This window comes from Anaerostipes sp. AF04-45, from assembly GCF_003461725.1.
GTDB classification, from domain to species: Bacteria; Bacillota; Clostridia; order Lachnospirales; family Lachnospiraceae; genus Anaerostipes; species Anaerostipes caccae.
This window is the reverse complement of the sequence record NZ_QTXQ01000005.1, coordinates 193372-215326: the sequence shown is the minus strand read 5'-3', so window position 1 is coordinate 215326 and position 21955 is coordinate 193372. Positions and strand designations below refer to the sequence as shown.

Below are 21955 nucleotides of genomic sequence, written 5' to 3'. Positions count from 1 at the left end.
GATTGGTGTCACAGTGCTGGCACTGCTTGTCTATTTAGTCATCGTCTTGCTGAAAGGAGAGAATATGTAATGGGAACGATATTGCAGTATGTACTTTATCTCGTCATCCTGGCGGCACTTGCCATTCCGCTTGGAAAATACATCGGTAAGATCATGGATGGAGAAAAAGTGTTTTTATCAAGGCTTCTTCGTCCTGTGGAGCATGGCATCTATAAGATCATGCACGTAAAGGAAGAGGAAGAGATGGGATGGAAACGGTACGCGGGAAGCGTATTCATGTTCAGCATCACGGCACTGATCGTGCTGATGCTGATCCACATGTTCCAGGGAGTCCTTCCGTGGAATCCTCAGGGGCAAAAAGGAATTTCATGGGATCTGGCATTCAACAATGCAGTCAGTTTTGTGACGAACACCAACTGGCAGGCGTACAGCGGTGAATCCGCGCTGAGTTATTTCACTCAGGCCATGGGGCTTACGGTGCAGAATTTTTTGTCCGCAGCGGTTGGAATCGCAGTTCTATTTGCGCTGATTCGGGGATTTATTAAAGTAAAATCCAAGGGTCTCGGGAACTTCTGGGTGGATCTCACGAGGATTACACTTTACCTTTTGATTCCTCTGTGCATTGTATCTTCCCTGGTCCTCGTATCTCAGGGTGTTGTGCAGAACTTCAGCGCTTATGAGACCGTGGATCTGGTAGAACCGATCACAATGGAAGACGGCACCGAGGTGACACAGCAGATCGTGCCCCAGGGTCCGGCAGCCAGCCAGATTGCCATCAAACAGGCGGGAACAAACGGAGGAGGATTCTTCGGAGTCAATTCAGCACATCCGCTTGAAAATCCCACGGCACTGTCCAACATGGTGGAAATGATTTCTCTTCTTCTGATTCCGGCAGCACTGTGTTTTACATTCGGAAGACAGGTAAAAAATAAAAAACAAGGCTTTGCCATATTTATGGCTATGTTCCTTATGCTTGCGGTATCTCTCGGAGTTGTCGGATATAACGAACAGAAAGGAACCCCTCAGCTGGCAAATGAGCAGACGGTTGATCTGAGTACAGACAATCAGCCGGGCGGAAATATGGAGGGCAAAGAGTCGAGATTCGGAATTGCCACATCGGCCACATGGGCTGCATTTACGACGGCGGCATCCAACGGCTCCGTAAACTCCATGCACGACAGCTATACACCGATCGGAGGTATGGTGCCGATGCTTCTGATGCAGCTCGGTGAGGTAGTGTTCGGAGGTACCGGATGCGGACTCTATGGAATGCTGGGATTTGCGATCCTCACGGTATTTATCGCAGGGCTCATGGTCGGGCGGACGCCGGAATTTCTCGGAAAGAAGATCGAGCCTTTTGAAATGAAAATGGCAGTGTTAGTCTGCCTTGCCACACCGGTTGCAATTCTTGTAGGAAGCGGTATCGCGGCGCTGCTGCCTCAGGTGGCGGACAGTCTCAATAACCCTGGAGCCCATGGCTTTTCTGAGATCCTGTATGCCTACTCATCTGCCGGAGGAAACAACGGTTCCGCATTTGCCGGCTTCGGAGCAGATACGGTATTTTTAAATGTAAGCCTGGGACTGGTCATGCTGTTTGTAAGATTTCTTCCAATATTTGCAGTCCTTGCGATTGCAGGAAGCCTCGCTCAAAAGAAAAAGGTCGCACAGACGGCGGGAACGCTTTCAACGACAAACGCCATGTTTGTATTTTTGCTCATTCTGGTTGTATTGATCGTCGGAGCACTAAGTTTCTTCCCGGCACTCTCATTAGGACCGATTGCAGAATTTTTTCAGATGTAGAATTTAGGATAGGTGGTTAAGAATATGGAAAAAAAGAAAAGTGCTCTGACGGATAAAAAGATGCTGTTAAGAGCCGTGAAAGATTCATTTGTGAAACTTGCCCCAAAGACGCAGGTAAAGAATCCGGTCATGATGCTCGTCTATGTATCTGCGGTCATGACGACCATTCTCTTCCTGATCTCGCTTATGGGTATTCAGGATGCCCCTTCCGGCTTTACCCTGGCCATCGCAGTCATTCTGTGGTTTACCGTAATTTTTGCAAACTTTGCGGAGGCCATTGCGGAAGGAAGAGGAAAGGCACAGGCAGACGCCCTGCGCGCATCCAAAAAGGATGTACCGGCAAATAAGATTCCTTCTCTGGATAAGAAAGATCAGGTGACGGTGGTGCCGTCCAATCAGTTAAACAAAGGTGATATTGTGATTATAAAGGCAGGGGAACAGATCCCTGCCGACGGAGATGTCATCGACGGCGCTGCATCTGTAGATGAGAGCGCTATTACCGGCGAGTCTGCCCCGGTCATCCGGGAGAGCGGCGGTGACCGGAGTGCGGTAACCGGAGGGACCACAGTTATTTCCGACTGGCTCGCTGTAAAAGTAACAAGTGAGCCGGGCAAGAGTTTTATGGATAAGATGATTGCCATGGTGGAGGGTGCTTCCAGAAAGAAGACCCCGAATGAGATCGCGCTTCAGATCTTCCTGGTTGCGCTGTCCATCATTTTTATCTTAGTGACCGTATCCCTGTACTCCTATTCCGTATTTTCAGCAAAGCAGGCAGGGGTCGATAATCCTACATCTGTCACCTCACTTGTGGCACTGCTTGTCTGCCTGGCACCGACAACCATCGGAGCACTGCTCTCATCCATCGGAATTGCGGGAATGAGCCGGTTAAATCAGGCTAATGTACTTGCCATGAGCGGCCGGGCGATCGAAGCAGCCGGTGATGTAGATACACTGATGCTTGACAAGACCGGAACGATCACTCTCGGAAACCGTCAGGCCAGTGAGTTTATCCCGGTGGACCGAAACAGCATAGAAGAGCTTGCGGACGCGGCACAGCTGGCATCCCTGCCGGATGAGACACCGGAAGGACGGAGCATTGTAGTTCTTGCAAAGGAACAGTTTGGACTTAGGGGAAGAAATTTAAATGAGTTACATATGGAGTTTGTTCCATTCTCTGCCAGGACAAGAATGAGCGGCGTAAATTACGACGGCACTCAGATAAGAAAAGGTGCGGCCGATGCAGTCAGGGAGTATGTGACGGCAGGTGGAGGAATCTTCAGCCCCCAGTGTCAGGAAGTAGTGGACGGCATTGCAAGAAAAGGAGGGACACCTCTTGTAGTGGCAAAGAATCAAAAGGTTCTCGGTGTTATTTACTTAAAGGATATCATTAAGAAGGGCGTAAAAGAAAAATTCGCCGATCTGAGGAAAATGGGAATCAAGACAGTGATGATCACAGGAGACAATCCGCTGACTGCGGCAGCCATTGCGGCAGAAGCGGGAGTCGATGACTTTCTCGCTGAGGCCACTCCGGAGGGAAAACTCGATATGATCAGGGATCTGCAGAAAAAGGGTCATCTTGTTGCTATGACCGGCGACGGAACCAACGATGCGCCCGCTTTGGCACAGGCCGATGTAGCCGTGGCCATGAACACCGGTACTCAGGCGGCAAAAGAAGCCGGGAACATGGTGGATCTGGATTCCTCACCGACGAAGCTGATTGACATTGTCAGGATCGGAAAACAGCTGCTTATGACAAGAGGAAGTCTTACAACTTTCAGCATCGCCAATGATATAGCAAAATATTTTGCCATCATCCCGGCTATGTTTGTGGGATTGTATCCCGGACTCCAGACGCTGAACCTTATGCGGCTGGACAGCCCGATGAGTGCGATTCTTTCGGCTATCATATACAATGCGCTGATCATCATTGCACTGATCCCTCTGGCACTGAAAGGCGTTAAATACAGGGAAGTATCTGCGGGGGCGCTGCTTTCAAGAAACCTTTTGGTTTATGGACTCGGAGGGATCATCACACCGTTTATCTGTATCAAGGCCATCGATGTGATACTCGTCACGCTGGGCCTGGTTTAAAGAAAGGATGTTTTCAGTTATGAGTAAAATATTAAAAGAAGATCTGCCCAAAGCGGCACTGATTTTGCTGATCTTTTCCATTATATGCGGGCTGCTTTATACACTGGCTGTCACCGGAATCTCCCAGCTGCTCTTTTCGGATAAGGCCAACGGCAGCATTGTAGAAGTGAACGGAAAGAAATATGGATCTGAGCTTTTGGCACAGCAGTTCAATGATGAAAAGCATATGTGGGGAAGGATCATGAACGTGGATACAAAGACATTTACCGACAAGGACGGCAGTCCGGTCATGTATGCGTCACCGTCAAACCTGACTCCGGCAGGGGAGACGAAACAGAAGGACAAGGGAGAACTCAAAGAGGATGAAAAACAGATGAAAGAGCTTGTCGCCGACCGTGTGGCCATGATCAGGAAGGCAAATCCGGAACAGACAGACAAGAAGGTGCCGGTGGACCTGGTGACCTGTTCGGGAAGCGGCCTGGACCCTGGAATTTCCGTGGCAGCGGCCGAGTATCAGATTCCGCGTCTCGTGAAAACTACTGGTAAATCTGAGGCGGAATTAAGGAAGATCGTGGATAAGTACACGGTCCATAAATTTCTTGGAATCTTTGGAGAGGAGTATGTCAATGTACTGAAAGTAAACCTTGCCCTGGAAGGAATTTTGAAATAACAGGAAATCTGTCTTTATTGGATAGAAGAAAGCCTTACCGTGGAGTATAATCCATGGTAAGGTTCTATGTGTTCAGGGAGGAAAAGAAATGGAAGAAGAGATGCGCCGGAATCCGGACCGGATTTTAAAACAGATTCACAGAGAAGAGACGGAACAGGCACGGGCGAGTGGAAAGCTGAAAATATTTTTCGGGTATGCCGCGGGGGTGGGTAAGACTTATTCAATGCTGAAAGCGGCACATGATGCACTGGAACAGGGGAGGGATACGGTCATTGGGTATATCGAGCCTCATACCAGGCCGGAGACGATGGCTTTAGTGAAAGGACTCGAGACCGTACCAGTGAAAGAAATTGAATACAATGGGATGAATTTAAGGGAACTTGACCTGGACGGGGTTATAAAAAGGCATCCTCAGCTTGTGCTTGTGGATGAGCTGGCTCATACCAACGGCATGGGATGCCGGCATAAAAAGAGATACCAGGATGTGGAAGAAATCTTAAAAGCGGGGATCGATGTGTATACAACAGTCAATGTCCAGCACATCGAGAGTTTAAATGATATTGTGGCATCCATCACCGGGGTGATTGTGAGAGAGCGGATTCCTGACAGCGTGTTTGATAACGCGGATTCTGTGGAATTGGCCGATATCGAACCCGAAGATTTATTAAAACGTCTGAAGGCGGGGAAAATCTACCGGGAAGCCCAGGCGGGAAAGGCCATGCAGAACTTTTTTATTGAGAGCAATCTGGTTGCGCTCAGAGAGATAGCACTTCGAAGGACTGCAGACCGGGTGAATCATATCTCTGAGCAGCAGAAGGAGCAGGAGGGAAAAGAGGGCTATTATACGGATGAACACATTTTAATCTGCCTGTCTCCGTCTCCTTCCAACCAGAAAGTGATCCGCACTGCTTCGAGGATGAGCAGGGCGTTCCATGGGAAATTTACGGCAGTTTTTGTAAAAACAGAGGCGGCTGACAAAATATCTTTGGATGACGAACAGAGGCTGGTGGAAAATGTCCGGCTTGCAGAACAGCTGGGGGCAAAGATCACGACGATTTTTGGGGAAGATATTCCCGAGCAGATTGCAGGCTATGCAAAGGCTGCAGGAGTGTCCAAGATCGTTATCGGACGGTCGGTAAACAGGAGCGTCTTTGCGGCCAGACATAACTTTGCCGACAGGCTTTCGGCTCTGGCACCGAATCTGGACATTTATATCATTCCGGACCAGCAGGCTGCTCCTGACTCAGGGAGGAGAACATTCTGGAATAAAGAAAAAATCCGGGTCAGATCCGAAGACGTCATCAGGACAGCATCTATTTTCGTGTTTGTGACAGCGCTGGGACTATGGTTTCAGAGCATCGGATTCAGCGAATCCAATATTATTACAATCTATATTCTGGGGACACTGATCACCGCGCTGGTGACGGAATACAGGTTTTACAGTCTTTTGTTTTCCGTGTGCAGCGTTTTGTGTTTTAACTTTCTGTTCATTCAGCCGCTGTTTACACTCAATGTCTATGGCAGCGGGTATCCGGTCACGTTTGCGATCATGCTTTTGTCAGCACTGATCAGCGGAAATCTGATGACCAGAGTAAAACAGCAGGCCAGGGCAGCATCCATCCAGGCGTACCGGACGGGAATTCTGCTGGAGACAAACCGCAGGCTCCAGAATGCCGCAGACAGGGAGGAGATCATAGAGCTTTCCTCAAAGCAGATGACAAGGCTTCTGGATCGTGCTATTATTTTCTATGATGCAGAGGATGACAGACTGTTGGAACCCAGAACCTATGGGAATAAAACGCAGACAGATTTCAGCCGCTATTTAACTCATGAGGAACGGGCTGTTGCGGAATGGGTGCGAAAGAATAATAAACATGCGGGGGCTACCACCGACACTCTTCCGGGAGCGAAAGGTCTTTACCTGGCAGTGAGAAGTGCTGACCATGTCCACGGCGTCATCGGGATCTGCCTGGAGAAGACCAAACTGGAGACTTTTGAAAAAGAGCTGATGATTTCTATGCTGGATGAGATCGGTCTGGCTCTGGAAAAGGATAAGATCGCGGCCAGCCAGAAAGAGGCGGAACTAAAGGCCCAGAGAGAAGAGTTTCGGGCAAATCTGCTTCGCTCTATCTCTCATGACCTGAGGACTCCCCTCACAAGCATTTCAGGAAATGCCGGTGTTTTAAGACAGAGTTCGGACCAGATCAGTGAGGAAAAGAAACAGGAACTGTACACGGATATCTATGACGATGCCATGTGGCTGATCAACCTGGTGGAAAATCTGCTTTCTGTCACCAGGATTGAGAATGGGACAATGAAGATTGAAAAGGAGCCGGAGATCGTGGAGGAAGTGATCCTGGAGGCTGTGAAACACATTGACAGGAGAAAAAATGAGCATCATATCCATATCCGCATAGATGACGATATGATGATGGCGGATATGGATGCCAAGCTGATGATTCAGGTGATCATCAATCTGGTGGACAACGCCATCAAGTATACAGGAAAAGGTTCCCATATCGATATCTCTGCGGAGAAGAAAAACGGAAAGGTACTCATAGAGGTAGCCGACGACGGGGAAGGGATTTCTGATGAGGCAAAGACCAGGCTGTTTGATATGTTTTATACGGGAAGCAAAACCGTGGCGGACAGCCGCCGGAGCATGGGCATGGGGCTTGCTCTTTGTAAATCCATCGTTCAGGCACACGGAGGCACGATCACTGTCAGGGACCGGAAACCCAGGGGAACTGTATTTTCATTTGAACTGCAGGCTGAGGAGGTAATTGTACATGGATAGACCATTGATTCTCGTTGTGGAGGATGACAAAGCAGTGAAAAATCTGATTACTACTACACTGGATATTGAGGGATACCGTTACCATACGGCGGGCCGGGCACAGGAGGCCATGGTGGAGGCTGTGTCCCAGAAGCCTGATATTATGCTTCTGGATCTGGGACTTCCGGATATGGACGGCATGGAGATCATCAGCAAGGTAAGGAGCTGGTCCAAAATGCCGATTATTGTGGTTAGTGCCAGAAGTGATGACGAAGATAAGATTGAGGCATTGAATGCAGGAGCCGATGATTATCTGACAAAACCTTTTAATGTAGAGGAACTGCTGGCAAGACTCAGGGTCAGTTTGAGAAGACTTCATGACTTTTCGGATGCTGCACAGGAAGAAGCTGTTTTCACAAACGGAGGGCTTGAGATCGATTACAGCTCGGGCTGTGTGTCACTGGACGGAAAAGAACTTCATTTGACACCGATTGAATATAAGCTGCTCTGTCTGCTTTCCAGAAACGTGGGAAAGGTTCTGACACACAACTTCATCTTAAATGATGTGTGGAAGAGCGCACTGGACAGTGACGTGACATCTCTTCGGGTCTATATGGCAAATCTGCGCAAGAAGATTGAAACAGATTCCTCTCATCCAAAATATATCCAGACTCATGTGGGAATCGGGTACCGGATGATGAAGATAGAATAGGGTGACCGCATGAAAACAGGGAAAAACAAAGAATCAGCAGGCAGCCGCATCTTGATCACGGCGGGATTCCTTTTGCTGGCTTCTGCCGTGGGTATATGTTTCAGGGAGCTGCACTTTCAGGAGTCTAATATTGTTATCGTCTACATGCTGTCTGTACTCCTGACATCCAGGTTTACGGAAGGATATGTTTTTGGCCTTACAGCTTCCGTCATCGCAACATTTCTTTTCAACTGGCTGTTTACAAAGCCTTACTACTCTTTCGCCGTATACAATCCGGGGTATCTGATCACATTTGTTATCATGACGATAACGGCGATTTGTACCAGCGCCCTTACGACCAGGGTGAAGGAAGATGCGGTGAGGGCACAGGAGAAAGAGGCTGAGATTGAGCAGGAGCGGTATCGGGGTAATCTTCTGCGGGCCATTTCCCACGATCTGAGGACGCCTCTGTCAGGCATCATGGGAACGTCCGAAATGCTTATTGGCATGACCAGTGAGGATGATCCACGGCATGAGATGGCCGTCGGTATCCACAAAGACGCGGACTGGCTGCATTCTCTGGTGGAAAATATATTAAGCCTTACGAGGCTGCAGGACGGAAGACTAAAGATCAAGAAAGAACCGGAGGCTCTGGAGGAAGTCATCGGCGGCGCCATCGCACTGATCTTAAAGAGAGCTCCGGAGCAGAAAATTCAGGTGGAGATGCCGGAAGAAGTTCTCATGATCCCAATGGATGCCAGGCTTATGGAGCAGGTATTTGTGAATCTTTTGGATAACGCGGTCAAACATTCTGAACCGTCAGACCAGATTACGATAACTGTGGAGGCGCCGGAGCGGGAATCCGGCATCCGTATCGAGGTGGCAGACCGGGGAGAAGGGATTTCGGACGCAGATCTTCCGAACATTTTCGAGACGTTCTATACTTCCAGTACAAGAGATGCAGATTCAAAACAGGGGATCGGGCTCGGCCTGGCGATTTGCGATACCATAATAAAAGCACACGGAGGGAGCATCAGGGCGGAGAACCGCGCCGACGGGAAGGGCGCCGTCTTTACTCTTAAGATTCCCGTAAACAAGGAGGAAGGAAGCAATGGAGCATTATCATGAACGGATTCTGATCGTGGAAGATGATCCCCAGATAAGAAATTTCATAGGCTATGCTTTGAGGCAGGAGGGATTTGGATGTATCACGGCTAATTCCGGGGAAAGTGCACTGAATGCCCTGGTCTCAGAGCCGGTGGACATGATGCTTCTGGACCTGGGCCTTCCCAGAATGGACGGCATGGATGTGCTTAAAAATGTCAGGGAGTGGTCAGAGATGCCGGTCATCATCGTATCGGCGAGGGACCAGGACAAAGAAAAGGCTGCGGCACTGGATGCAGGGGCTGACGATTATCTGACCAAACCGTTTTCAGCCACGGAACTGCTGGCAAGAATCCGGGTGGCATTCCGCCATTATTATAAAGGAACCGCGGCAAAGGAACAGACCTCCTTTGAAGTTGGAGGCCTGAAACTGGATCTTCACAAGCGGGCTGTTTTTCTGGAAGGAAAAGTTCTGCATTTAACGCCTATGGAATATCAGCTTCTCGCCCTGCTGTTTAAAAATATGGGCCGGGTTCTGACGACAAGCTATATCATCAAAGAAATATGGGGAGAAGGCTACGGCAGGGATACCCAGGCACTGAGAGCCCTGATGGCAGCACTCAGGAGAAAAATAGAGAAGACGCCGGCCAATCCGAGATATATTCTGACAGAGATTGGGGTAGGCTACCGTCTGGTGGATGAGTGATCAGAGCTGCTTTGGACAGAGGTACCGGACCAGCCCTTTGCTGTGGCTGCCGTATTCAATCGCCTCTGCGGGACAGCGGCAGATACATGCCATACAGTGTGTGCATCTGTCTTTCCATACAGGTTTTCCTTCTTTTATATCGATATTCTTTAACGGACAAATCCTTTCACACATGCCGCAGGATGTACACCTGTCTGTGGCATAAAACTTTTTTGCGTGTATGACGGCAGGATAATAGATGTCATTCACGATACTGCTGCTTAGTCTGTCTTTTAATGTGACCGCGGGCTGTGCATACGCTTCTCTGTTTTTTATCAGACGGGCCGCTTCGTCCAGTACAGGTTCGGCTTTCGCAATGATCTCCAATGCTTCATTTTGCTCCGGCGCTTCAAAAAGCGCAATATAGTTCTCCGGCATGACCACGGGGATACATCCTTTAAAAGAGAGGCCTTTCTTTGAACACAGTTTCCTGACATATTTGCCCGCGTTTCCTATGCTTCCGCCGCATGTCATGACAAAGTAAATATCTTTGGCGCCCTTTAATTCTGTTTTTGACAGCCATTCCTGTAAAATCCGGGGGATTCTCCATCCATAGGTGGGAGTGACAATGACCCATGGAGTCTCTGAATTTATTTTGCTGCAATCATTTCTTCTTATTTTATGAAAGAGATTTACAGCCTCATCCTGTAATTCTGCTGCAATTCTTTTTGCCGCATATTCGCTGTTGCCTGTTCCTGAAAAATATAAGATCATAATATTTTCTCCTGCCTTTCACCGGCTATATTATGGCTGCTGCATTCGATACTCTCATAAATAAGATTGATCAGTCCGGCTATGGTTTTCCAGCGGGTTTCATCCAGACTGATATAGTAATAATTTTTTGTTCCTTCTTTTCTCATGGCCACAATGTCTGCCTCCTTTAATATTTTCAGATGGTGGGAGACAGACGGCCTGGTTAAATGGGTCTTCCGGGCAATTTCTCCGACACGGATGCCGGATAAGTCACTCTCTAACAGCACCATCAGGATCAGTTGTCTCGTCTCATCTCCGATGGCAGTAAATGCATCTTTGCATTCGCTGAAACCCTGTACAATCTGACTTAATCTTTTTTCACAATCTTTATCCATATCCTGGCCCTTTACATATATTTCACATCTAATGCTTCACGCCGGGCAGAGCGGAGAAATTTTACATCCGGATATCCCAATACCAAAGTCATTGCAGCATGTTTTCCTTTTGGAATTTTCAATGCTTTCCTGATCTTCCCTGAAATGTTTGCGGCAGTCGTAAAGAAGCCGCTGTACAGCACACCAAGTCCATTGGCTTCTGCAATAAATTCCATGTTCTGGGCGGCAAGCAGGCCGTTTGTTTTATCTTTTGCCAATATTACGATGACAATGGGTGCCTGGAAGAAGAAAAAATGATCATGTATCTTGTTATTTCTGGCCATTGGACTGAACAAATCTGCCAGAGGCTTGACTTTTCTGAACAGGCGGACAGCCATCTGCTCCAGTTCCTGCTTTTTTTATTTAGAACGACGAAGGATACGTCCTGCATATTTTTAGCCGTATGGGTAAGCCTCCCTGCTTCCAGAATCTGAGCGATCACAGCATCCGGTATTTTTTTATCTTTAAACCGTCTGACTGTCCTCCTGAACCGAATGACATCCAGGACTTCATCGGGGTTTAGACGCACGGATTTCGTCTGCGGATATTGTTTCGTATGGAAGCCGGTAACTGTGACAGCTTCTTTCGGGCATACCGAGGAACAGTGTCCGCACATCAGACAGTCCTGCAGTAAGATACCGGCTTTCTTGTTTTTCATTATAATATTGTGTTCGGGGCACGTCTTTGCGCATAACCCGCAGCCGATGCATTTTTCGGCATTTATTTTGACTTTATGTTGTGGCGTAGGTTTCTTTCCTTTCGTTAAAGATTATGAACCATTATAGCAAATAAGATACGGATTTCAACATCGGTAAAGAAAGGCGTTACCATTGTTTTTGCTGAATTCTCACAGAATTCTCACAGTCTTCTGCTGTTCCTCACATCGGCTTCACAGATTTTTCTTTATAATAAAATCAGAAAGAAAGGAAAGGAGTTTGATAGTTATGTTCAATCATAAAATAGAAAGAGACGGACTGAGTATATTATGTAAAGATGTAAGATATCTCATGGAAAATAAAGAGTACGATATCTGTCAGGAAAGAATTACGGAGGCTATGAAGGTGTATCCGCATGCGCCCCAGCCCCATAATCTGATGGGAATCCTTCTGGAGAAAAACGGGGAGCACGGAAATGCCATGAAACATTTCAGAGCCGCCTGGGCCCTGGACCCGACCTATATACCCGCAAGAAGGAATATGGAACGGTTCTGCAATCTTTATCCGAAAGGCGCATGTGCTTTTGACGAATCAGACTGCCGAAAGGAAGATAAACGGACCAGATATGAGGCGGTCTATGACGAATACGGAGTAGGCCACATGGTTAGGAAAGAACTGGCATGATTCATAGCCTGCCGGTGATTTTCAAGCATGAGTTATTGACTATTATTTCCGTCACGCTTTGAAATGCGTTCCTCCAATAGTGCTAAACAACTATCGTTGGACGGTTCCATTTGTTTAATGAATATTTATCCAGTAGATATTACATCCATTTTGACCAGTTTGGAGGCCTTGCATTCGAAGAGATGTTAGTTTTTCTTCTTTCAGAAAAGGCTCGGAGGTGGTGTGCAAAGCACAGTGAGGCCGCCCCCCGCGCCAGCGAGTTCCGAGCGGGCCACCGCAGAGACTTTACTGAAAGTTAGAAAATCTTACATCTCTGAGACAGCAAGACGGAAAACTGGTCAAAATGTCATATATGCTGCTCCGTTATCACTCACTGCGCAAAACAGCGGCTGTCCGAACCCGGGAAAATCTGATATAATAATGATAACAGTCGATGCAGTGTGAAGAGGAAAGGTGGTTATGCTTTTATGGAAACAGTGACACTTTCAAACGGAAAGCAGATGCCGGCGGTCGGGTTCGGAACATGGAAGGCGCCCAGTGACGAGATCACGGTGAATGCAGTAAAGACAGCCGTTGAATGCGGATATACTCATATCGACGCGGCGGCAGCTTACCACAATGAGATCTGGGTGGGCAAAGGAATCAGGGAGAGCGGGATCAAACGGGAAGACTTATTTTTGACAAGCAAACTTTGGAACGATGATCACGGATATGAGTCCACACTGAGGGCATTTGAGAATACGATTACGGATCTTGGCGTGGATTACCTGGACCTGTATCTGATCCACTGGCCGGTGCCTGTAAAGTTCCATGACGATTATATCGAAAAGAACCGGGAGACATGGAAAGCCTTTGAGGAACTCTACAAGGCAGGAAAGGTGAAAGCTATCGGTGTCAGCAACTTTAAGCCCCATCACATCGATGAGATCCTCGAAGTATGCGAGATCCCCCCAATGGTCAATCAGATAGAGTTTCACCCAAGCTGTCTGCAGAAAGAGACCAGGGCATACTGCGAAGAAAAAAATATTATCGTAGAAGCCTACAGCCCTCTGGCGAACGGAAAAGTCTTTCAATGTGAGGAGATCAGAGAAATAGCAGAGCGCTGCGGTGTGAGTGCTGCACAGCTCTGTGTGAAGTATGCACTGCAGCATAATACGGTGCCGCTCGTAAAAAGCGTGACCAGGGAAAGGATTAAGGATAATTTAAAGCTTGACTTTACGATCAGTCCTGAAGATATGAAGATTCTGGATGAGGTTTCCACCTGTGAAGGTTCTTACAGAGACAGCGACCACATTGATTTTTAAAATGATATGAGTTTTTGGTAAGGGAATAATTGAGAATGACTCTCAGTTATTCCCTTGTTTTTTTTGAAAAGGATGATATGATGTTGATAGTTAGTTAAAACTAACCATCGCGCGGTGTAAAAATGAAGCAGGTGTGACATGGGAGAGAAAACCTTATCAGATTTAATCGTAGAGCAATGTGCCCCGACTTTGGCGGGGATGAAATGCGGCAGCTTGTTTAACTACCGTTATCAGGGAACTACGGCTGCAAGACAGGAAATCCGCAGCTGGAATCAACGGCTGAATCCATGCGGGCTGTATCTGGAAGAACTGAAATGGAGAGAAGAGTCGGTGTTGGTTTATGTATACCGTAGAAAAGACCTGGATCAGAGACTCCGGGAGGAAGGAATTGCTGAGCTGCTCTCTGATTTCGGCTATTCCGGAACAGAGGCCGGAGACTGTCTGAGTCATCTGAAAAGCAGGCTTTTGGCAGATGATTTTCCCCATGAGATCGGTGTGTTTTTGGATTATCCGCTGGGGGATGTTCTTGGATTTATTGAGAACAGAGGGATGAACTGCAGGCTCTGCGGAATGTGGAAGGTTTACTGCGATCAATGTGAAGCACTGAAACTATTTAAAATATATAAAAAATGTAAAGAAGTCTACTGGAAATTGTATCAGCAGGGCAGGGGTATCTTGAAGATGACCGTTGCAGCTTAGAAAGGAGCTATCATGGCAAAAGTATACATCGCATTTTGGAGCGGCACAGGCAATACAGGAATCATGGCGGAGGCCATCGCAGAGGGGGTCACGGCGGCAGGAGGGACTCCGGAATTTGTAGATGTGGAATCAGTCTCTGCGGACACACTGAAAGATGCAAAGGCATTTGCACTCGGCTGCCCGTCAATGGGAGCAGAACAGCTGGAAGAATCGGCAATGGAGCCTTTTGTCGAGGAAGTGGAAGCTTTTGCTTCAGGAAAGCAGATCGCACTTTTCGGCTCCTATGGATGGGGTGACGGAGAATGGATGAGGGACTGGACAGACCGCATGAAATCTGCAGGAGCATCTGTTGTTGACGGAGAGGGACTGATTGCCCATGAAACTCCGGACGACGACGTAAAAGCAGACTGTGTAAGACTTGGAAAAACCCTGGCCCAGCTGGCCCAATAGAAGCGATAACAAGTGCCGGAGCCGGTTTCACCGGCTCCTTTTCAAACAGAGGAGGTTCCTTATGAGTGTTGTGATCATTGGAGGACACGACCGGATGGTCTGTCAATATAAAAGAATCTGCAAAGAGTATAACTGCAAAGCAAAAGTGTTTACTCAGATGAGTGCAAAACTGGGAAAACAGGTAGGAAGTCCTGACTTAGTTGTTCTGTTCACCAATACAGTTTCCCATAAGATGGTGAAATGTGCCCTCTGTGAGGCGAAAAGGAGCAAGGCCAAAATCGTCCGGTCACACAGCAGCAGTGAGGCGGCGCTGGAATCAATCTTAGAACAGTGTTCCTGAGAAAAGGATGCAGGGAGTTGAAGTGGCTTGCCCACTTTGTTCATGAATCCTTACAAGAAGTGTAAGTGTTATTCAGAAGCGTTATTTTGTATAATTAAGTCAGAAAGGCAATCAAGTCTTGTGGCTGATAGAAAGGATACAAAATGACCGGAAAAAAATTAGAAATAGAATCTCTGACAAAGTATTATGGGAAGAAAGAGAATATAACAAAGGCTCTGAATGGAATCAGTTTCCAGGTTGTGGACAGTGAGTTTATCGGTATCATGGGCAGCAGCGGATCGGGAAAGACGACTCTTTTAAACTGCATTTCCACGGCTTCAAACCCAACTGGCGGCAGGATTCTTTTAAAAGGACAGGACATCAGTAAGTTTACCAGAAAAGAGCTGGAAAACTACAGAGGGAGGCAGATGGGATATTTGTTTCAGAACTTTGAACTGATTGACAATATGACTGCGGCAGAAAATATTCTGCTGCCGGCTGCCATCCATAATGCAGGCAGGATGAAGCACCGCCTGAAGGAATTGGCCGTCTGCCTTGATATAGAGGATATTCTTGGAAAGTTTCCTTCGGAACTGTCCGGCGGGCAGAAGCAGCGGGCCGCAGCGGCCAGGGCGCTCTTGTTAAACCCAGAGATTCTGCTGGCGGATGAACCCACAGGGGCACTTGATTCTAAAAATGCCAGGCTGCTGATGCAGAAGCTTTCTGATCTGAACAGGGAGCAGAAGGCCACGATCCTTATGGTGACCCATGATGCCAATGTGGCCAGCTATTGTTCTAGGATCCTTTTTATTCAGGACGGAGTAATTTTTCATCAGCTGAGGAAAAGGGTTCCGGCGGAATCCAGACAGGAGTTCTATGACAGGATCATAGCAGTCATGGCTCAGCTGGGAGGGGGAAGTGCCAATGTTCTTTGAGACCGTCAGAAAAAATAGCAGGAAAAACAGAAAAGAAAACGGGCTGCTGTTTGTATCTCTTATCGTTTCCATTGCTGCATTTTATATTATTCTGTCTCTTGAAAATCAGGATGTGATGGTATTTTTGAAAAAAATGGAGAGCGATGCCGTCCAAAAGCTGCTGCTTCTGATTCCTGTTCTTTATGGGATCTCTCTTTTTTTCCTGTTTTTTCTCGTGTATTTTTCAGACAGATACCGAATGGAGCAGAGGAGCCATGAAATGGGCATCTATCTGATGTTTGGAATGGGTCGGAGGAAATTGTTTGCCATGCTCCTTGCTGAGGATATCTGGAACAGTATCCTGTCGCTTGCCGCAGGTATCCCCATAGCGGTCCTTCTGTCAGAGCTGATCAGTATGATCACGGCAAAAGCGGCGGGGATGGGAATTGTGGGGCATCGTTTTACATTTTCGCTTTCCGCTGCACTGTGGACTGCTGCCGGATATTTTGCCGTCAGGCTTACTGCACTGCTTTTTCAGAGTATAAAGACCGTCCGAAAAGAGATCACACAGCTGCTGTCCCAGTCACAGGATAAGAGGCACAGGGATCACAGGACTTGTTTCACAGCTATACAGCTGGCAGCGGGATTTTTTATGCTGGCAGCGGCCTATCTCCGGGCCCTGAAGGTAAATGCGTGGAGATCACCTGGAGAAATGGCTGTGATTATGGTACTGGGTATCGGCGGGACCTTCCTTATTTTCAGGGGGATAGGAATTGTATTTGATATGTACCTAAAGCAAAAAGACAGCAATAAGGGACTGGCCGTTTTTACATTCCGTCAGATCCAGGAGACGATCGTTCTGAGGCCGGATTCCATAGCGGTGTCCTCTATGCTTATGCTGGCTGCGTTCTGCTGTTTTGGATATGGATGTGCCATCGGCGTAAACTCTGGTCTCAATAACCGTCATGTCATTGACTATACTTTTGAAGGAGAGCCGGGACAGATCAAAAGAGAGCTGAAACAGCTGAATCTGGATGAATTTACAGAGGAATCATTCCAGGTGAAAACAGGTCCGTTTAAGGGGAACAAATCAGAGGGAACTTTTTCCGGAGCGGAACTTTACGAAGCCGTAAAGGCGCAGGAGGACTCTCAGGGCAGAGAAGTTCTTCTAAACAATCTCCAATATTTTGATGAACCCTACCTGATCTCCTTATCCGGATATAACCGAATTCTAAAGCTGAAGGGAGACGAGCCGCTCCGTCTGAAAAGCCGTCAGGCTGCTCTCTATACCAGCAGGGAATATTCAAATGGGGATATCGACAGGACAATGAAGTCTGCGCTGAAAACACGGCCCGCTGTGGAAATGAACCACGAAAGATATGAACTGTCCAAAACATACTGTCAGGAAAACATCGTCACGGACCGTTCGATTACGATCAGCTATGGATTGGTCGTTCCTGATCCGGTATTTGAACAGCTGACAGAAGGGCAGTTTCATTCGTACTGGAATATAAAGCTCAAGGATTCTGTTGTCCGGAAGAAAGGGCTGATGCAAACCATGACAGATATCAACACCCGGCTGGACAAAACTTCCCTAAAGTATGAAAGCTATTTAAAGAGCATGGGCAGGCAGCTGTTTTATACGGCGGCAGCCAGTTATACAACCATTTATCTGGGGGTCATCTTTCTTCTTATCGCAAATACGGTGCTTGGCGTGCAGTTTCTGATGCATCAGCAGCAGACGAAAAAGAGATACCGGACGATTCTTCGTCTCGGATGCCGCTGCAAATATTTGTGCGAGTCTGCCAGGAGACAGATCAGATGGTTCTTCCTTCTGCCCATATCCGCCGCCGCTTTCGGAAGCCTGTTTGGCATTCGGTCCATGGCCTCAGGCTTTGCTGCATCTGACATGCGGGGAAGAGAAGGAATTCTTACAGCGTCAGCAGTGCCTGTAATTCTGCTTGTGTGTGTGATAGAATTAGGATATATTGTGGCCGTCATGAAAATGAGCGACAAACAGATCCTCCGGCAGACAAAGCTTAAGAGGGACGACGGCTGAAAGGCGGATAGCGTGAAAAAGATTGTGATTGCAGAAGATGACGTATTTATGAGGGAAGAACTTGCTTCGATTCTTATGAAGGAGGGCTATGAGACGGACTGTCTTGCGGACTTTTCCGATGCGGCCAGGAAGATTCTCAGTCTGTCTCCTGATCTGGTGCTGCTGGATCTGAATCTTCCGGGAATCACGGGCTTTGAGATATGCAGATCCATCAGGAAGATAAGTACAGTGCCAGTTCTTGTGCTGACCAGCCGGGATCAGTTAAAGGATGAACTGCATGCCCTTAAGCTGGGGGCAGATGAATATCTGACAAAGCCTTGTCACAAAGACAGGCTGACCGCCCGGATTTTAAACCTGCTCCGAAGATATGAGGACAGAGACCGCTTTGCGGAGATTCAGGGAGTCAGGCTGGACCGCCAGACTTTTACGGTGTATATGAATGGACAGTCGGCGGTACTGCCTGAAAATCAGGGAAAGATCATGGAACTGCTTCTGCTGCATGCGGGAGAAACTGTGACAAAATCCATGCTGTCAGAGAGATTATGGGGAACCACAGAGTATATCGATGAAAATGCACTTCAGGTGAACATGACAAGAATAAAGAAAACCATAAGAAAACTTCATATCCCTTATAGAATAGAGACAAGAAGAGGGATAGGGTACTGCCTTACAGAGATCGGAGAAAGCGATGACTGACAGATGGAAGCAGATTTTATTAAAATACAAAGAATGGTTTGTGTTTACCATGGTTCTTTGTCTCGTATTCTGTATGTTTCTCTGGCTCTCAGACATTGGCAGCTTTTATGCCATCCTGCCTTCGGTGATTTTGGCTGCCGTAATCTTATACGTATTTATGGGTCTCTGGCTGGACAGAAGGGACAGGAAAAAAGAAAAGGACTTTATGCGGTTCCTGGAGAAGCCCGGAAGTTCTCCAAATGAGATAGAACTTTTATCTATGAATGACAGGGAAATACAGGCGATGGGACTCATAGGAGAGCGCATTGAAATGCTGGACCATAAGATCCGGGATCAGGAGGCGGATCTTGCGGAGTATGAGGAGTATATTGAATCATGGGCCCATGAGATCAAAACTCCGCTGGCGTTGATGACCTTTGTTCTGGATAACCGAAATGATGAGATGTCTTCTGCTGCTTACAGGAGGCTTGAGTATGTGCAGACCAACATAGAAGAAAATGTCGAGAGAATGCTGTATTACGCAAGGATAAAAAATGTATGTACAGACTATGTATTTGAACAAGTATCTCTTTCTGATATATGCGGGGAAGTGCTTTGCGGATATGAAAATCTGCTGAAGGAACAGAAGATCCGTGTCATAAATGAAGTGGAAGATTTACATGTTCTGTCGGACAAAAAAGGTCTTTCTTTCCTGATCCGTCAGGCAGTGAGCAATTCTTTGAAATATGCCGGGCAGAAAGCAGAAGCATCTTTTTTGAAGCTGTATACAAAGCGTGATGCAGAAAGCGGGGATGTAACACTGGCAGTCAGGGACAATGGAATCGGAGTAAAGCCCTGGGATCTTCCCTTTCTTTTTGAAAAGGGATTTACCGGAGACACAGAGGAAAAGAGAAAGAATTCCACCGGAATGGGACTTTATCTGGCAAAACAGACGGCGGACAGCCTGGGAATACAGATTGAGATCCCGGAGGATTACACAGAAGGATTTGAGATTATATTTCGGTTTTGTAAAGTTTAGGATAAGTGACAGGTAAAAGAGAGCCGCAGACAGTCTGTGAAATTGTCTGCGGCTCATTTTCTATTTCGTCAGCATCTGCATGATCTTGTTGCTGCGTGCGATAAATTTGGTCATCTGGTCTGCAGGGAGCTGTTTGTTGCTCAAAACTGCCAGGTCATACAGCTGTTCGCAGATGATCGGTGTATTCTCTGCGTCCCCGTGTTCAAACAGGTACTGCACCAGCTGGTTGTTGGCATTTAAGGTCAGGGATTCTGCTCCTCCGAACATGGCCGGGTCCATGCCTGCCATGCCGTACATCTTCATCATGTCCTGCATCCGGCGGCTCTCCTCGGATAAGGTAATGACGGCAGATATGTCCTCGTTTTTCAGTTTGTCCACATGGACATCCAGATTCTCTTTTCCGAGAGTCTTTCTAAATAGTTCTGTCAGAGCAGTCGTGATATCGGTGAGATCCTCTTCGGAATCCTCTTTCAGTGCGCCTTCCACATCCGCATCGATCCGTTTGAACGCCAGGTTCTGGCTCTGCTGTTCTAACTGGGAGATAAATGCAGAATCAATATTGTGCTTCAGAATCACGGCATCCAGACCCTGTTCCTTAAACATGTTGATATACTGGCTCTGCTGTACTTCGTCCGTGATGTAGTAGATGGTTGTCTTGTCTTTCTCATCAGCCGGTGCCGGAGCCAGATCACTGAGGGTTAAATATTTCTGGTCCATGTTCTTAAACAGAATATAATCTTTGATCTTTTCTCCGAATTTCTGGTCCTTGATATAGCCGAATTTAATGAACGGGCTGATATCATCCCAGTATTTTTCATAGGTTTCCCGATCAGTCTTACACATGCCGCTCAGTTTATCCGCAACCTTCTTGGAAATATAGTCGGAGATTTTTTTCACAAAGCCGTCGTTCTGGAGCGCACTCCTTGAAACGTTCAGCGGCAGATCCGGACAGTCGATGACACCTTTTAAGAGCATCAGGAATTCAGGGATGACTTCCTTGATGTTGTCGGCGATGAATACCTGGCTGTTGTAGAGCTTGATCGTTCCTTCGATGGAGTCATACTCTGTGTTGATCTGAGGGAAGTATAAAATTCCTTTCAGATTAAACGGATAGTCCATATTCAGGTGAATCCAGAACAGAGGCTCTTTAAAGTCAGCGAATACTTTATGGTAAAATGCCTTGTATTCTTCGTCCGTGCAGTCGTTCGGGTGTTTCATCCAGAGCGGATGAGTATCGCTTAAGGATACCGGGCGCTTATGGATTTTTACCAGATCTTTTGCGGGAGAGACCTCCACCGTTTCTTTCTCACCGTTTTCATTTTCTTTCTCTTCGGTTTTTGCATCCTCATGGATGTGCTCGACAACCACGTCTTCTTCAGTCAGTTCTGATTCGTCGATCGTCTCATATTCCTGTTCTTTGCCCGCATCAGTCAAAAAGATTTCCACAGGCATGAAAGAACAGTATTTTTGAATGACTTCCTCAACTTTTGATTCGTTGGCAAACATCAGGCTGTCTTCATTTAAAAACAGTGTGATCTGAGTTCCGACCTGATCCCGGACGCCGTCTTCGATGTCATATTCTGTACCGCCGTCGCATTCCCAGTGTACCGGGACTGCCCCTTCTTTGTAGGAGAGGCTGTCGATATAAACTTTGTCGGCTACCATAAATGCAGAATAGAAGCCAAGTCCGAAATGTCCGATGATCTGGTCCTGATCTGTCTTATCTTTATATTTCTCTAAAAATTCTGTGGCTCCTGAAAACGCGATCTGTGTGATGTATTCTTCGACTTCTTCAGCCGTCATACCAAGGCCGGTGTCGACGAACTTCATTGTTTTTTCTTTTGCGTCTACGATGACTTCGATTTTTTCTTTGTGGCCTTCCGGAAATTCGTATTCTCCCATGGAGGACAGTTTTCGAAGTTTTGTGATAGCATCGCATCCGTTGGAGATCAATTCCCTGACGAAGATGTCATGATCGGAATACAGCCATTTTTTAATGATTGGAAAAATGTTTTCACTGTTAATTGAAAGGTTACCATGTTTTTGTGCCATGATATACACACTCCTTTGCATTGATTTTCTATTGACAGGTTTAATTTTCAATTCTTCGGCAGAGCAGGAATCTGCCGTTCTGCATAATATTGTAGAGCCA

At 47.1% G+C, this 21955-nt stretch carries 21 protein-coding genes; 16 read left to right on the top strand and 5 right to left on the bottom strand.

All coding sequences use genetic code 11. The annotated features are described in order from the left end of the window. Positions 1 to 69: 69 nt before the first annotated feature. From kdpA to DWV34_RS09615, 7 genes are all read left to right on the top strand, one after another. On the top strand, positions 70 to 1800 hold the full coding sequence (gene kdpA / locus DWV34_RS09645) for a potassium-transporting ATPase subunit KdpA (RefSeq protein ID WP_009289102.1): 1731 nt from the start codon (positions 70 to 72) through the stop codon (positions 1798 to 1800). Between the two features lie 24 nt (positions 1801 to 1824). Continuing rightward, positions 1825 to 3891 (top strand): potassium-transporting ATPase subunit KdpB, encoded by a 2067-nt coding sequence (kdpB, locus tag DWV34_RS09640; protein WP_006566581.1) that lies wholly within the window; start codon positions 1825 to 1827, stop codon positions 3889 to 3891. Positions 3892 to 3910: 19 nt separating this feature from the next. After that, the gene (locus DWV34_RS09635; RefSeq protein WP_118476147.1) at positions 3911 to 4561 is read left to right on the top strand and encodes a potassium-transporting ATPase subunit C; all 651 of its coding nucleotides are present in this window, start codon (positions 3911 to 3913) and stop codon (positions 4559 to 4561) included. 88 nt (positions 4562 to 4649) lie between these two features. Beyond that, positions 4650 to 7358, top strand: coding sequence for a sensor histidine kinase (locus tag DWV34_RS09630; protein ID WP_118476145.1), 2709 nt, complete (start codon positions 4650 to 4652; stop codon positions 7356 to 7358). Further along, a complete protein-coding gene (locus tag DWV34_RS09625; protein ID WP_006566578.1) occupies positions 7351 to 8049 on the top strand; it encodes a response regulator in 699 nt (232 codons plus the stop codon). The genes DWV34_RS09630 and DWV34_RS09625 overlap by 8 nt, the downstream gene beginning before the upstream one ends. A 9-nt stretch (positions 8050 to 8058) precedes the next feature. Further along, positions 8059 to 9156 carry a sensor histidine kinase gene (locus DWV34_RS09620; RefSeq protein ID WP_006566577.1) on the top strand — a complete coding sequence of 366 codons (1098 nt, stop codon included), beginning with the start codon at positions 8059 to 8061 and terminating at the stop codon, positions 9154 to 9156. After that, complete coding sequence (locus DWV34_RS09615; RefSeq protein ID WP_118476143.1) at positions 9140 to 9838, top strand: response regulator transcription factor; 699 nt, start codon at positions 9140 to 9142, stop codon at positions 9836 to 9838. Before DWV34_RS09620 ends, DWV34_RS09615 begins: the two co-directional genes overlap by 17 nt. Here the strand turns inward: DWV34_RS09615 and DWV34_RS09610 are convergent, their stop codons facing one another. Genes DWV34_RS09610 through DWV34_RS18100 form a run of 4 tightly spaced genes read right to left on the bottom strand, consistent with a single transcriptional unit; the run spans position 9839 to position 11710 of the window. Then, complete coding sequence (locus DWV34_RS09610) at positions 9839 to 10591, bottom strand: EFR1 family ferrodoxin (protein WP_118476141.1); 753 nt, start codon at positions 10589 to 10591, stop codon at positions 9839 to 9841. It abuts the gene before it with no gap. After that, positions 10588 to 10965, bottom strand: a complete 378-nt coding sequence (locus DWV34_RS09605) for an ArsR/SmtB family transcription factor (protein WP_006566574.1) — start codon at positions 10963 to 10965, stop codon at positions 10588 to 10590. Before DWV34_RS09605 ends, DWV34_RS09610 begins: the two co-directional genes overlap by 4 nt. 11 nt (positions 10966 to 10976) lie before the next feature. Beyond that, on the bottom strand, positions 10977 to 11342 hold the full coding sequence (locus DWV34_RS18200) for a nitroreductase family protein (protein ID WP_022260875.1): 366 nt from the start codon (positions 11340 to 11342) through the stop codon (positions 10977 to 10979). Next, a complete protein-coding gene (locus tag DWV34_RS18100) occupies positions 11225 to 11710 on the bottom strand; it encodes a nitroreductase family protein (RefSeq protein WP_412246719.1) in 486 nt (161 codons plus the stop codon). Before DWV34_RS18100 ends, DWV34_RS18200 begins: the two co-directional genes overlap by 118 nt. Before the next feature lie 238 nt (positions 11711 to 11948). Here DWV34_RS18100 and DWV34_RS09595 point away from each other — a divergent pair, with 238 nt between their 5' ends. The 9 genes from DWV34_RS09595 to DWV34_RS09550 all read left to right on the top strand — a co-directional run bounded on the left by DWV34_RS09595 (position 11949) and on the right by DWV34_RS09550 (position 19803). After that, entirely contained in the window at positions 11949 to 12344 is a 396-nt protein-coding gene (locus DWV34_RS09595) for a hypothetical protein (protein ID WP_006566572.1), read from the top strand. A gap of 467 nt (positions 12345 to 12811) precedes the next feature. Continuing rightward, positions 12812 to 13648 carry an aldo/keto reductase gene (locus DWV34_RS09585; protein WP_009289095.1) on the top strand — a complete coding sequence of 279 codons (837 nt, stop codon included), beginning with the start codon at positions 12812 to 12814 and terminating at the stop codon, positions 13646 to 13648. Positions 13649 to 13786: 138 nt separating this feature from the next. Then, positions 13787 to 14347 (top strand): DUF3793 family protein, encoded by a 561-nt coding sequence (locus DWV34_RS09580; protein WP_118476137.1) that lies wholly within the window; start codon positions 13787 to 13789, stop codon positions 14345 to 14347. Between the two features lie 12 nt (positions 14348 to 14359). After that, entirely contained in the window at positions 14360 to 14797 is a 438-nt protein-coding gene (locus tag DWV34_RS09575; protein ID WP_009289094.1) for a flavodoxin, read from the top strand. A 61-nt stretch (positions 14798 to 14858) separates the two neighbouring features. Next, positions 14859 to 15137, top strand: coding sequence for a DUF2325 domain-containing protein (locus tag DWV34_RS09570; RefSeq protein WP_006566567.1), 279 nt, complete (start codon positions 14859 to 14861; stop codon positions 15135 to 15137). Positions 15138 to 15280: 143 nt separating this feature from the next. Then, positions 15281 to 16051 carry an ABC transporter ATP-binding protein gene (locus DWV34_RS09565; protein WP_006566566.1) on the top strand — a complete coding sequence of 257 codons (771 nt, stop codon included), beginning with the start codon at positions 15281 to 15283 and terminating at the stop codon, positions 16049 to 16051. Further along, on the top strand, positions 16041 to 18089 hold the full coding sequence (locus DWV34_RS09560; protein ID WP_009289093.1) for an ABC transporter permease: 2049 nt from the start codon (positions 16041 to 16043) through the stop codon (positions 18087 to 18089). Before DWV34_RS09565 ends, DWV34_RS09560 begins: the two co-directional genes overlap by 11 nt. A gap of 12 nt (positions 18090 to 18101) precedes the next feature. Further along, complete coding sequence (locus tag DWV34_RS09555) at positions 18102 to 18785, top strand: response regulator transcription factor (protein ID WP_009289092.1); 684 nt, start codon at positions 18102 to 18104, stop codon at positions 18783 to 18785. Continuing rightward, entirely contained in the window at positions 18778 to 19803 is a 1026-nt protein-coding gene (locus DWV34_RS09550) for a sensor histidine kinase (RefSeq protein ID WP_009289091.1), read from the top strand. The genes DWV34_RS09555 and DWV34_RS09550 overlap by 8 nt, the downstream gene beginning before the upstream one ends. A gap of 60 nt (positions 19804 to 19863) precedes the next feature. Here DWV34_RS09550 and htpG read toward each other — a convergent pair whose 3' ends face one another. Then, entirely contained in the window at positions 19864 to 21855 is a 1992-nt protein-coding gene (gene htpG, locus DWV34_RS09545) for a molecular chaperone HtpG (RefSeq protein ID WP_006566561.1), read from the bottom strand. Positions 21856 to 21955 lie beyond the last annotated feature (100 nt).